This window comes from Solirubrobacter deserti, from assembly GCF_027587175.1.
GTDB classification, from domain to species: Bacteria; Actinomycetota; Thermoleophilia; order Solirubrobacterales; family Solirubrobacteraceae; genus Solirubrobacter; species Solirubrobacter deserti.
On the sequence record NZ_JAPCID010000038.1, the window covers coordinates 22,259 to 35,616 of the forward strand.

The window sequence follows — 13,358 nt, forward strand, 5'->3', positions numbered from 1 at the left end:
CGGACCGCGAACCGAACCGCCGATTTACGTCGTTCAGCAGGACAAAACAGCCTTTTTGCGTTGACTCGTCTCTCGATTTGTGTGAGAGTCCAATTAATACGGATTCGGGGTCCGTAGAGGGGGAGCCGGGCGGAGGAGAGCCGTCCCGGAAATCACGTCCGGAGGGACCATGCGTACTTCACGCACCGTTGACCGGCGGCTTGGCCTCGCCCTGCTCGCCACGCTCTTCATCCTGCTCGTGCCGACCGCGGCCGCGTACGCGCAGGAGCCTCGCTTCAAGGCGCTCGTGTTCTCCAAGACCACGGGCTTTCGCCACACCGATGCCATCAACGCCGGCATCCCCGCCATCCGCGCGCTGGCGGAGCAGCACAACTTTTCCTTGGACGCGACCGAGGACTCGGCGGCGTTCACCGAGCACAACCTCGCGCAGTACGACGTCGTCGTGTGGCTCAACTCCGACGGCGAGAACGTGCTGACCAACCCGCAGGAGGTCGCGTTCGAGCACTGGTTCCAGCGCGGGGGCGGTTCGGTCGCGATCCACGCAGCGTCGAACATGAACCGCGACTGGGCCTGGTTCGCCGACATGCACGGCGGCGCGCAGTTCCGCAACCATGCGGGCGGCGCGAACCAGTTCCAAACCGGGACGGTCAAGATCGAGGATCCGTCGCACCCGTCCACGACCGGGTTGCCGGGTGACTGGTCGCGTGAGGACGAGTGGTACAACCACACCAACGAGCCGCGCGGCAAGGTGCACGTGCTCGCCACGCTCGACGAGAACACGATCTTCGAGGACGACGGCAACGATCCCGTCGCCGACGATCATCCGATCTCGTGGTGCTCGAACTACGACGGCGGCCGCAGCTTCTACACGGCCATGGGCCACCACGGCCGCTACTACGACGAGCCGCACTTCCGCACCCACCTGCTCGGCGCAATCGAGTGGGCCGCGGGTGCCAAGGCCGGCAACTGCGGCGCCGAGCGGGAGGGCATCCCGAGCGACTCGTCCTTCGACAAGGTCGCGTTGGACACGACGACCGAGAACCCGATGGAGATCGCCGTCGCGCCTGACCTGGACGTCTACTACGTCGAGCTGGCGGGCAAGGTCAAGCACTACGACGCGCAGACCCAGAACGTGCGCGTGATCGGGACCATCCCGGTGCACCGGGGCAACGAGAACGGGCTACTCGGCATCGCTCTGGATCCGAGCTTCTCGGTCAACCGCTGGATGTACCTGTTCTACAGCGTGCCCTCGCCCGAGATCCAGCGGGTCTCGCGCTTCACGGTCGCGCCGGACGGGTCGCTGGACCTGAGCTCGGAGAAGAAGCTGCTGGAGTTCCCGCACCAGCGCATCATCTGCTGCCACTCGTCCGGCTCGATGGACTTCGGCCCGGACGGCAACCTCTACGTCTCGACCGGCGACGACTCCCAGCACGCGACGTCGCAGGGCTTCAACCCAATCGACGACCGGCTGGCGAACGAGCCCGGCGACAATCCGGACGCCGACCACGCGCGCGACGCGCGTCGTACGTCCGGCAACACGAACGACCTGCGCGGCAAGATCCTGCGCATCCGGCCGCTGCCTAACCCGGGTGACACGCCTGGCCCGGGCAGCACATACCTCGTCCCGTCGGGCAACCTGTTCGATGAGGCGCTCGATCCGGGCAACAAGACCCGCCCCGAGATCTACACGATGGGGCACCGCAACCCGTTCCGGATCGCGGTCGACCCCGAAACGGGCTGGCTGTACAACGGCGAAGTCGGCCCGGACGCCCAGAATCCGATCGCCAACCGCGGGCCGCGTGGCTACGACGAGCTCAACCAGATCCGCGAAGCGGGCAACATGGGCTGGCCGTACTGCATCGCCGACAATAAGGCCTACCACGACTGGGACTTCACGACCTTGACCAGCGGCGGCGCGTTCGACTGCGAGGGCGGACCGACGAACGACTCGGCCTGGAACACGGGTCTGTCGAAGGTCCCGCCCGGCAGGTCCGCGCTGCTGTGGTGGGGCTACACGCCGTACGAGGCGGGGTACCCATGGGGCACACCGCCGCTGGCGGTGCCGACCGGTCCCGGCCGCACCGCGGTCATGGGCGACGTGTATCACCACGACCGCACGGACGGCGCGTCGGAGACGAAGTTCCCGTCGTTCTATGACGACGCGGTGTTCTTCGCCGACTGGAACCGCGACTGGATCGCCTACATGCGCCTGGACGCGAACGGCAAGCCGGCCGAGATCCAACGCTTCATGGCCAACACGCAGTTCCGCCACCCACACGACATGGCGTTCGGCCCCGACGGCTCGTTCTACGTGCTCGAGTGGGGCGTCGACTTCAACTACGCGGGCGCCAACGTCAACCCGGACTCCGGCCTGTACCGGATCGACTACGCCAAGGGCAAGCGCACGCCGGTGATCGAGGCGTCCGCCGACCGCGAGAACGGGCCCGCGCCGCTGACGGTCAAGTTCTCCAGCGAGGGCACCTACGATCCCGACGGAGACACCGTCGCCCTGGCGTGGGACTTCGGCGACGGCGCGACGTCGACGGCCGCCAACCCGACGCACACCTACACCAAGGCGGGCACCTACTCGGCGAAGCTGACCGTGACGGACGCCACGGGCAAGGTCGCCACGCACACGATCACGATCAACGCCGGCAACACCGCGCCGACGGTCAAGGTCGAGTTCCCGGAGAACGGCGGCTTCTTCGACTTCGGTGACGAGCTCGAGTACAAGCTGACGATCACCGACCCCGAGGACGCGACGATCGCGTGTGACCGGGCGGTCGTGTCGCTCGGGCTCTTCCACGCCGAAGGCGATAACCCGCACGTGCATCCGGGCACGCAGAAGACCGGCTGCGCGGGCACGGTGACGACCGACGCCGAGTCAGGCCACGCCAAGAGCGCGATCATCTCCCAGGTTGTCACCGGCAGCTACACCGACGGCGGCGGCCAGCCGGGCTCAGTCGCGCTGTCGAGCGGCGTGTCGAACCGCCTGAACCCGAAGCAGATGCAGATGGAGCACTACGCCGGAATGAGCGGCGTCACCAACTCCAATCAAAACACCGCGCAGGGCGGGGTACGCGTCGGCAACGCGAACCCCGGCGACTGGTTGTACTTCGAGCCGATGAACTTCAAGAACATCGACTCCATCTCGATGCTCTACTCGGCGGGCGCGAACACCGGCGGGCGCGTGGAGCTGCGTCTCGGCGCGCCGGACGGCCCGGTGATCTCGACCCTGGACCTACCGGTCACGGGCAGCAACAACACCTACCGCACAGTGACCGCGCCGATCGCGCCAACGACCGGCACGCACCGCGTGTACTTCGTCTTCGCGCAGCTCGCGGGCGGGCCGGCGAACAATCTGTTCCAGCTCGATGAGATGACGTTCAACGGCCGCGGCATGGCCGTGAACGCGAAGCCGCTGGTGTCGGCGTCCGCGTCCGCGGTGGCGGGCGAGACGCCGCTGGCCGTCTCGTTCACCGGCACCGCGAGCGACCCGGACAACGACCCGCTGACCTACGCGTGGGACTTCACGTCCGACGGAACGGTCGACGCGACCACCAAGGACGCGTCATTCGTCTACACGCAGCTGGGCACGCACACGGCGCGCTTCACCGCGACCGACGCCAACGGGCGCTCGGCGTCCTCGACCGTGGCAATCACGGTCAACGCGCCGCCGCCCGACGGCAACTGCTACGGACCCGGCTCGGACCGCTTCAACGGCTCCGCGCTGGACCGGACGCTGTGGCCGACGGTCGTACGCGACGCGCCCGGCACCTACACCGTGGGCGACGGGGCGCTGAACCTCGTGGCCGGGTTCGGCACCCTCGACGGCGCCGGCGGGTCCGGTCCGCCGGTTGTGCTGCGGCCGCGCCCGACGACCGCGTCGTGGACCTACACGACCAAGCTCACGTTCAACCCGTCCGCCAACGGCGAGCAGGCCGGCGTGCTGCTCTACCAGAACGACGACAACTTCATCCGGCTCGCGCACGCCTACCAAGGCGGGCGCCGGATCGAGCTCGTCAAGGAGGACGGCACCGTCGTGACCTCGGCCAACGTGCCGGTGCCCACGGGAACGCCTTCGTCCGTGTACCTGCGGCTCACGTTCAGCTCGGGCAACGTCGTGCGCGCGTTCTGGTCGGCGGACGGCGCGCGCTGGACGAGCGTCGGCGAGACGACCCTGAACGGCATCACCAACCCGACGCTTGGGGTGTACGCCAACAACGGCGGGGCAGCGCTCGGTGCGACCCCCGTCGCGGCGTTCGACTGGACGGCACTCGACGACTCTGTCCGTCCGTGCGTCGGGGAGCCGGTGAACGTCGACGTCGGCGGGTCGGTGCCGGCGACGCTGGCGTTGTCGATCGGAGCCGCGGAGCCACTCGGCCCCTTCGTCCCGGGAGTCGCGCGCGAGTACGAGAGCTCGCTGACCGCGACGGTCACCAGCACCGCCGGTGACACGACGCTGTCGGTCTCGGACGCAGGGCCGCAGTCCGGCCGGCTGGTCAACGGCAGCCACGCGCTCGCTCAGCCGCTGCAGATCAGGGCTGGCGAGGGGGCGTTCTCGCCGCTCGGCTCGCCCGTCTCGCTCGTGTCGTACACCGGGCCGGTGAGCAATGGCACGGCGGCGATCGGCCTCAAGCAGGCGATCGGTGCGAACGATCCGTTGCGCACCGGGCGTTACAGCAAGGCGTTGACCTTCACATTGTCGACGACCACCCCGTAGCGCGTCGATCGCGGGCGGCCTGCTGCACGCAGGCCGCCCGCGGTTGTCCTGAGCGTCGCCCATGCCTCGTCCGCCGACGGCCCGGTCCTCTTGCACGCTCGTGCTCCGCTCTGGACCGTCTCGGACAGGCTCCCGGCAACTCATAATCCGTCGCGCAAACTTCGAATCCTGCCCGGCCCATCGTCCTCGCCGGCTGTGCAGCGTCGTCGGGATGAAGATCTTGATCGCAGCCGGCGGCGGCGCGCTCCGTCCTCGGACTGCGGCTTCCTGGGGCGGCGATCGGGCCCTCCTCCTCGGCGGCTGAGCGCTCGCGCGCCCAGCGGGCTGCGCGCAGGCCGGCGTTCATGCCGCCCACGCACGCAATCCCTCGTCCTCGGCGAGGCGCGCGAGGGCGCCGCGCTCCAGCTGCCGCACGCGCTCGGGGGTGAGGCCGAACGAGCGCGCGATCTCGACGAACGTCTCCGGGACGTCGGTGCCAAGGCCGTAGCGTCGTCGGACGATGATCTGCTCGCGCTCGGGAAGCGCCGAGAGCGCGCGTTCGAGCTCGCGTGCCACCTCGGCGCGGAGTACCTCCGGCCACGGCTCCTCGGCCTCGAGCGCGTCGCGGTCGAGGGGGACGGACGGCGCGGTGACGAGCCGCAGGGCCGCAACTCGCTCCGGTGACGTGTCGAGCCGCGCGGCGAGCGACTCGTCGTCACCCTCGAGCACGCGCAGCTTCGCCGCCCGCCGCGCGTCGCGCACCGACAGGCTCGGGGCCGGGCCTTGACGTTGCACGGCCGCGTTCATCGCGCGTTCGATCCAGTGCAAGGCGTACGCGCCGAACGGCACGCCGCGCGCCGGGTCGAAGCGTGCCGCGGCCTGCACGAGCCCGACCGCGCCTTCCTGGACGAGGTCGGAGAACGGCAGGCCGCGGCCGCGGAACCGGCGCGCCTGGGACGCGACGAGGCGGAGATGATCCTCGATCTCGGAGCTCATGCCGGCACCGTCCCAAGCGGCGTTTGACGCTCGTTTGTCAGGCGATCGCGACCGCCTCGTGGGGCGCGCGCATGCGGCGCAGCAGGAGCGCCGTGGCGGCGGCGGTGGCGGTCAGGCCAGCGCCGACCCAGAACGCGGTGGCATAGCCGCTGACCGCCGCCTCGAGCGGGTTCGTCCCGCCCTCGATGAGCCCGGCCGTGCGGTCGCCCGCGACGGTCACGAGCACGGCAATTCCGAGCGCGCCCCCGATCTGCTGGCACGTTGTGATGAGACCCGCGGCCATGCCAGAGAACGCCTCACCGACACCGGAGGTGGCGGCCGACTGGGTCGGCACGAGCAGCGCGCCGATGCCCACGCCGAGCGCGATCTCCGCCGGCAGCAGGCCCGTGAAGAACGACTCGCCGGCGTCGAGCATCGTCAGCAGCACGAACCCGCCGCTGGTGACCAGCGCACCCACGACCAGGAACGGTCGCAAAGGCCTTCCGGGCAGCACTTGCAACAGGACGCCGCTCGTGATCAACATCGCGGCGCTGAAGGGCAGCCACGACAAACCGGTCTCGATCGGGGACCAGCCCTGGATGTTCTGCATGTACAGCGTGAGGAAGAAGAACATCGCGAACAGCGCCGAGGAGCCGAGCATCACGAGCGCGAGCGAGGCGGTCGCGGCGCGTCTGCGCAACAGCGCCGCGGGCAGCAGCGGATCACGGTGGTGGCGCTCGTTGACGGCGAACGCCACCAGCAGGACGACCGCCAGCGCGAAGCCGAGCAGCGTGCGGGCCGACGTCCAGCCATGGTCTCGCGTGTCCAGCACGCTGTAGAGCAGCACGAGCAGGCCCGAAGTGACGAGCACGGCGCCCGCGAGATCGAGCGAGCCGCTGCGTGGCTCGGTGCCGCGAGGGATCAGCCGCGCCGCGAGCGCCAGCACGGTCAGACCGATCGGGACGTTGACGAGGAACACCCAGCGCCAGCCCAGCAGGTCGGTGATGACGCCGCCGAGCAGCACGCCGCTCGCGCCCGCGATGCCCATCACGGCGCCCCAAGCACCCAGGGCGCGTGTGCGGCCGTGGCCCTCGGGGAACGTCGAAAGCAGGATGGCGAGCGCGGCGGGAGAGACGACCGCGCCCGCGAAGCCCTGCAGTCCACGAGCGGCGACCAGGCTGCCCTGGTCGGGCGCGAGCCCGCAGACGAGCGAGACGAGCGTGAACAGCGCGATCCCGCCGAGGAACACGCGGCGGCGGCCGAGCCGGTCGACGGCGCGCCCACCCGCGAGCAGGAAGCCGCCGAACATCAGCAGGTACGCGTCGACGACCCATGCCAGAGCGTTCTCGGAGAAATCGAGGTCGCTCTGGATGGAGGGCAGCGCGACGTTGACGATCGTGTCGTCGGCGACGAGCATGAACTGCGCGGCGCAGACGAGCGCGAGGATGCGGATGGTCATCGCGCGGGGACCTTCACGGCGTCGAGCACGTCGGCCAGGTAGCCGCCGGCGCGGCGCCGGAGCACGTCGCCGGTCACGCGGTGCGCGTAGGGGATCGCAAGCTCGGCGTCGAGCACGCGCGCGCCCGCCTTGGCCAGCGCCTTGCGCAGATCGGCCTGGCTCCACATCGCCCCGTAGCCCGTCTTGCTCGCGCCGAGCACCGCGACGGGCCTGCCCCACAGCACCGACTCCTCACCGAACGGCCGTGACGCCCAGTCCACGGCGTTCTTGAGCTGGCCGGGGATGGTCGTGTTGTACTCCGGGGTGGCGAACACGACGAGGTCGGCGGTGCGGAGCGCGTTGCGCCAGCGGGCGAGGCCGGGCGGCTGGGGGTGATCCTCGCGGTCCTCGTTGAACGGCGGGACCGCTTCCAGCCCATCGAAGAGCGTGAAGGTGACGCCCTCCGGCGCCTCCTCCGCCATCGCGCGCAAGAGCGCGGTGTTGTGGGACGCCTTGCGCAGGCTCCCGGAGACGGCGAGCACACGCACCGTCAGTCCTCCTTCACGGCCGAGACGCTGGCCGAGATACGGACGGCGTTGCCGACGAGCACGTCCCCGCCCGGCAGCGCCTCGTTCCAGCTCACGCCGAAGTCGCGGCGGTCGATCACGGTCTCGAGGTCCAGCCCGAGCCGCTCCCCGCCCCACGGGTCCGTGCCGGTGCCGGTGACCGTGCCGGACAGGACGACGGGCTGCGTGACACCGCGGATGGTCAGGCGGCCCTCGACCGCCAGGCGGCCGTGGTCGGTGGTGATCCGCGTGCTCTCGAACGTCAGCGTCGGGTGGCGGTCGCTGTCGAAGAAGTCCGGCGTGCGCAGGTGGCGGTCGCGATCGGGCTCGAGCGTGGTGAGGCTGGTCGCGTCGACGGTCGCACGGATCGTCTCGCTGTCGATGCTGCCCACGGTGACCTGGGCGCGGCCCTTGATGGTCGCGAAGCCGAGGTGCTTGACGGCGAACTCGAGCGTCGTGTGCGCCGGGTCGACGGCCCAGGTTCCGGCGGGGATGATGGTCGCTTCGGTAGTGGCCACGGGGGTGGTCCTTTCAGTCGGGGTCGACTAGGACCGATGGGACGCTTTGCGCCGGTTCGCAAGTCAGACGGGCAGCCCGGCGAGCAGCCGCTGCTGCAGCGCGGCGGTCTCCGCGTCGGGCTCGAGGCCGGCGCCGTCGATCAGCCGGCGTCGGCACTCGAGGTACTGGCGCAGTGCGAGCGACCGCAGGCCGCTGCGCGACAGCGCCGTTATGAGCAGCCGGTGGGCGCTCTCGTCGAGCTCGTCGCTCGCGATCAGGCGTCGTGCGATCGCGGCGGTGGCGTGCTCGTCCCCGGCACGGCGGTGTTCCAGCGCGAGCGCGTGCAGCACGCGTCGGCGCAGGGAGATGAGCTCCTCGCGCCAGGGCTCGGCCCAGTCGGCGTAGCGCTCCTCGGGCAGCGGCTCGCCGGTGTAGAGCTCGTCCGCACGGATGAGCAGCAGGCGCCGCTGGGGGCCGGAGGCGTCGAGGGCCTGTTCGGCCTCGGTGCGGTAACGCCACGCGTCCACCTCGTCGGCGCAGGTGAGCTCAAGGCGATAGGTGCGATCGCGGTAGTTGAGCAGTGATGGCCCGGCGCGGTGGGCGTCGAGTACCTGCCGGGCTCGGGACACCGCCATGCGCAGCGCGCCTCGCGCGGCTTCGCCGTCGTGGTCTGGCCAGAGGTCGTGCGCGACGCGGTCCTCGTCGACCGGGCCTCCGGCGACGAGCAGGTACCGCACGAGCCGCGCCGCCGTCGGGCGCGTCCAGGCGCGGTCGTCGACCGGCCAGCCGCCGCGCGCGACCGCAAAGCCGCCGAGCAGCCGGAAGCGCAGGGGGAGCGGCCGCGCGTGCAGGTCTTCGAGGGCGGCCTGCGCGGCGCGCCGCACGGTCTCGTCGCGGTCGTCCGCGAGCGCGGCGAGGGTCTCGCCGACGGCGGGGTGCCCGGTCCGGGCCAGCGGGGGCGCGACGGCCGCACGCGTCGCCGCGGCCGGGTGCGCCGCGAAGTCGGGTAGATCCTCGGCCGGCACGGCGGCGAGCACCGCCGCGCGGGTCCCGTCGCCCGCCAGCGCGCCGTCGCGCCGGTCGTCGAGGTCCAGCGCGGACCAGGCGAGCGGTCGCAGGTGACGCCAGTCGGCGGCGAGCAGACGTGTGAGATTCGGGCGATCGATGAGCGCAAACGCGGCGCGCGCGTCGTCCATCCACGGCTCGCCGTGGGCGGCGCGGGCGGCGGCGCGCAGCGCCAGCGCACGGGCCCGGGGATAGGTCGACGTCTCCGGCAGCCGCGTCAGGAGCGTGTCGAGGATCGCCAGGGCCGCGCCCGGGTCACGCGCGACCAGCAGGCATGAGGCGAGCTCGACCGCGAGCATCGCGTAGTGGGCGTCGGGCATGGTCGCTCCCACGCGCAGCGCGCGCTCCGCCGCGGCGACCGCCGGCTCGCCGCGTGCTGCGGCGACGATCGCTCGCGAGGCCAGCCCGAAGCCGAACGGCCAGCCGTCCGGTGGGCCCGCCGCCTCGGCGGCGACGAACGCCACGTCGGCTCCCGCGAAGTCACCCGCCAGCGCCCGCGTCCACGCCTGCAACCCATAAGCGAGCGCGGCGACGAACGGTGGCAGGCCGTCCGGCTCGCGGTCGCTGACCATGCGGTCAGCCCGCCGCACGGCTTCCTCGCGCTCACCGATGTCCGCGAGCAGGAACGCGGCGAGCGAGCTCAGATACTCGGGGCGGCCCGCCGCGCGCTCGCGGCCGATCATGCGCGCGTAGGCCGCGTCGAGCTCGGCGATGGCGACTTCGTGGCGGCCGACCGGTGCCGCGATGAACGCCCCCGCGGACGCGATCAGCCCGGCCGCGGCGCCGGTACGGTCGCGCGCGAGCACCTCGCCGATCCGCAGGCGCGCCTGCTCGGGCCGGCCCGCCGCGGCCTCGTACAACGCGCGCCAGGCAGCGGCGATCCAGGCGTGCGGAACCGGTGCGCCCGGATCGTCCGCGAGGCGCCCCGCCTCGACGATCGCCTCGTCCAGCCGCCCGAGGAAGTACAGGCTCTCGCACAGCGCCAGGCGCGCGCCCGCGCCGTCGTGGGCTCTCCCTTCGTCCTCGAGCCGTCGCAGTCCCTCCTGCAACGGTCCCACCGCGGCCGCAGCGTGGCCGCGGACGCTGTCGAGCCACCCACGGAGCACCAGCGCAGCCGGCTCGTCCACCGATGCCGGCAGCGCGTCGAGCAACGCCGCGACCGTGGCCGGGGTCCGACGGAGCAGCCGGTCCGCGTCTTCGAGCAACGCGTCGAGCGCGGCAGCGTGGTCGCCGCCCGCCATCAGTGCCTCCGCGCCCGCGAGTGTCTGGCCGTCGGCCACGAGCGCGCGGCCCGCCCGGCCCAGCACCGAGCGTTGCCGTGGCTCGTGCACCGTGCGCCGCCACACGGCGCGCAGCGCCTCACGCACGAGCGGATGCCACGCCACGGAACCGTCGGCAAGCCCGGGCCGCGCGACCAGGCCGGCAGAGTGGCCCGCCGCCACATCGACCCCGAGGGCCCGCGCGACGCCCAGCGTCACCTCGTCCACGACGCACGAGTCGAGCAACGCCGCGCGCGCCGCCTCGTCCACGCGATCGAGCAACCGTGCGGCCAGAACCTCCGGGTCATGGTCCTCGGCCAGCCCGGACCCGAGCGCGATGCCGAGCGGCCAGCCGAGGGTCCGGTCGAGCACACTCTGCACTTCCTCGTCGCTCGCCTCGCGCCCGAGCCGGTCCTCGAGCAGCGCCGCCGTGTCCTCTCCGCTGAAGACGAGCTCGTCAGCGGTCACGCGCGTCATCTGCAGCGCCGCCCGGGAGCGCAGCGGCAGCTCGACCCGGGTGCAGAGCAGCATGCGGAGCCGCTGCGTTTCGAGCAGCACGTCGAGCAGCCCTACGGCGTCGTCTGAGGCCTTCAGGTGCTCGGCATCGTCGACGACCAAGACAAGGTCGTCGACGAGCAGCCGGTCGAGGTCGCGCGCGAGCAACCCGCCCAACGCGAGGGGGTCGCCAGGATCGGCGAGCGCGTCGAGCACACCGCCGGCCAGCCCGGGCTGCGCGCGCTCGACGGCGGCGGCGAGACCGGCGAGCAGGCGGAACGGGTCGCCGTGCCCCCGCCGGCACGGATGCCAGGCGACCGGGGACCTTCCGGCGACCGCCTCCAGCGCCGCGGTCGTCTTGCCGTACCCGGCAGGAGCGACGAGCAGCGCATGGCCGTCGTCGAGCGCCGCGGCGAGGCGGTGCGTGATCCGTGGCCGGCTGACCACTCGCGGCATGGCGCGACGCTATCGGACGCGCCCCCGCCCGGTCAGCGCGCGAGTGCGCGCGCACCGACGCGACGCGCGAGCCAGACGAGCGCGGCGATCGGCCCGAGCACGAGCGCGGCGGCCAGCAACGGCAGCAGTGCGCCCGCGATCAGCACGGCCGCCGGCGCGGCGAGCAGGAACAGCGCACCGGCGAGGATCACGAAGCCGGTGAACAGCTCGAGGACTTCCCACATGTCAGTTTCTCCTGAGGCGTCGACAACGCGGCCGATGTAACGGCTCGGCGCTTGACGCTCGCTTGACGACGCTCGGCGTCGTCAAGCGCGGCCGGTCGACGAGACGCCCCTCGTTCTCGCCGTCGATGGCGTTCAGTCGCTCGCCTCGCGCGGGCTCTTCCTCGATCCCCGTGACGGCGAGCCGGTGAGCCAGGCCGCGCTGCTCGTTCGCGACATCGAGGCAACGCCGCCCGCGCTGAACCGCGCCGCCAGGCTGACGACCCTCGGCGACCGCCCGCGCAGCGTCGTCACCGCCGCCACCGGCTCGCGGGCAGAGTGGGCTGCCCAGCAGGACGACCTGGCGCGGCTGTCGACCACCTCTGCCCACCGCACCGTGCGGGCTCGACACGCGCCTCACTCGTCAAGGACAAGGCCGGACGCAGCCGATTCCGGCCGGGCGATCGCGGACATCGTGACGGCGGTGAAGGCCCGGAGTTGAGCGGCCGCCACGAGCTTCCTCGGCGGTCGCTCACGGGTCAGGTCGTGCCAGCGTGAGCAGGGCGGCGGCGGCGACGGCGGCTACCGCGCAGGCCAAGTAGCCGGCCGAAATGCCGGCCTGATCCAGCAGCGGACCGGAGATCGCCGTTCCGCCGGCGTAGCCGATCCAGTTCGCCGAGTTCAGCCACGCGAAGCTCTCGGAGAGGCGGACGGGCGGAGCCGCCTCACCGCACAGCTGTGCCTGAAGCGCGTCGCACGGTGCCATCAAACCGCCGGCTACGACGAAGAGCAGCACCGCCAGGGCGGTCGGTGCGATCCCGATTCCCGCGACGACGGTGGCGTACAGCACCAGCCCGCAAATGAGCTGTGCACGTCGACTGAGCGCCACCGGGCGCGAGCTCCATGCCAGGACGCCGACGACGCCTCCGGCCGCCATGAGCGTCAGCGGCAAGCCCTCCGGGAACCCGGCTCGGTCGGCGAGCGCGACTCCGGAGACCGTCGCCGCGCCGAGCGCAGCCGCCATCGCCACCGTGGCCACAAGCAAGACGACCAGCGCCCGTGGCGGTAAGCCGACGAGGCCCGAAGGGAGGGGGTGGGTGCCTCCCGACGGCAACAGCCGGGACCGCGCGCCGACCATCACGCTGATCACGACCATCGCTGCGCCAACTGCGACGGCGACGGGCCCGCCGCCGGCGGCGACAAGCGCACTCGCGAGGAGCGGCCCGAGAATCAGGGTCAGCTCGGTGGTCAGGCCGTCGAGCGCGAACAACGCGCGGCGAGTCTCCTCGTCAGGGGTCTGCTGCCAGGCTGCACGGCTCACCGTCCCCATCGGCGGGAAGCACAGGCCGGCCAGCGCGGCGGAGATGCCCATGGCGGCCACCCCGGCCTCACGGTGTGCAAGGGCTGCGAACGCGACGAGCGCAAGTCCCTGCCCGATCGCGAGGCATTGGAGGACCGGGCGCGCGCCGTGACGGTCGGCCAGGCGTCCCCACGGCAGCTGCGAGGCCGCCGCTGCGATCGCGAACGCCGCACTGACCAGTGCGGCGGCGCCGTAGCTGCCCGACGCGTCGCGCGCCGCAAGGAGCATCGCCAGGCTGAGCGCTGGGACGCCGAGCCGCGCGATCCCGACGGCTACGAGCAGGCCGGGTGCGCCGGCGAGTTGTCCTGCCGTCCTCAGCGTCGCGTTCATCGGAACCGAGGCTG

General features: G+C 71.9%; 9 protein-coding genes. 2 read left to right on the forward strand and 7 right to left on the reverse strand.

Annotation, left to right across the window (positions count from 1 at the left end):
* Positions 1-169 precede the first annotated feature (169 nt).
* Positions 170-4,723: a ThuA domain-containing protein gene (locus OJ962_RS22845; RefSeq protein WP_202953316.1), complete on the forward strand. Its 4,554-nt coding sequence runs from the start codon at positions 170-172 to the stop codon at positions 4,721-4,723.
* Between the two features lie 342 nt (positions 4,724-5,065).
* Here the strand turns inward: OJ962_RS22845 and OJ962_RS22850 are convergent, their stop codons facing one another.
* From OJ962_RS22850 to OJ962_RS22875, 6 genes are all read right to left on the reverse strand, one after another.
* The gene (locus tag OJ962_RS22850) at positions 5,066-5,698 is read right to left on the reverse strand and encodes a sigma-70 family RNA polymerase sigma factor (protein WP_202953315.1); all 633 of its coding nucleotides are present in this window, start codon (positions 5,696-5,698) and stop codon (positions 5,066-5,068) included.
* A 37-nt stretch (positions 5,699-5,735) separates the two neighbouring features.
* Complete coding sequence (locus OJ962_RS22855) at positions 5,736-7,136, reverse strand: MFS transporter (protein ID WP_202953314.1); 1,401 nt, start codon at positions 7,134-7,136, stop codon at positions 5,736-5,738.
* Positions 7,133-7,663, reverse strand: a complete 531-nt coding sequence (locus tag OJ962_RS22860; protein ID WP_202953313.1) for an NADPH-dependent FMN reductase — start codon at positions 7,661-7,663, stop codon at positions 7,133-7,135. Before OJ962_RS22860 ends, OJ962_RS22855 begins: the two co-directional genes overlap by 4 nt.
* Before the next feature lie 2 nt (positions 7,664-7,665).
* The gene (locus tag OJ962_RS22865; RefSeq protein ID WP_202953312.1) at positions 7,666-8,199 is read right to left on the reverse strand and encodes a YceI family protein; all 534 of its coding nucleotides are present in this window, start codon (positions 8,197-8,199) and stop codon (positions 7,666-7,668) included.
* 63 nt (positions 8,200-8,262) lie between these two features.
* Entirely contained in the window at positions 8,263-11,454 is a 3,192-nt protein-coding gene (locus OJ962_RS22870) for a BTAD domain-containing putative transcriptional regulator (RefSeq protein ID WP_202953311.1), read from the reverse strand.
* 32 nt (positions 11,455-11,486) lie between these two features.
* Entirely contained in the window at positions 11,487-11,678 is a 192-nt protein-coding gene (locus OJ962_RS22875; RefSeq protein WP_202953310.1) for a hypothetical protein, read from the reverse strand.
* A 184-nt stretch (positions 11,679-11,862) separates the two neighbouring features.
* On the opposite strand from OJ962_RS22875, the gene OJ962_RS22880 reads away from it, so the two are divergent.
* Positions 11,863-12,156, forward strand: a complete 294-nt coding sequence (locus tag OJ962_RS22880; RefSeq protein ID WP_202953309.1) for a hypothetical protein — start codon at positions 11,863-11,865, stop codon at positions 12,154-12,156.
* Positions 12,157-12,186: 30 nt separating this feature from the next.
* Here the strand turns inward: OJ962_RS22880 and OJ962_RS22885 are convergent, their stop codons facing one another.
* On the reverse strand, positions 12,187-13,344 hold the full coding sequence (locus OJ962_RS22885) for an MFS transporter (protein WP_202953308.1): 1,158 nt from the start codon (positions 13,342-13,344) through the stop codon (positions 12,187-12,189).
* Positions 13,345-13,358 lie beyond the last annotated feature (14 nt).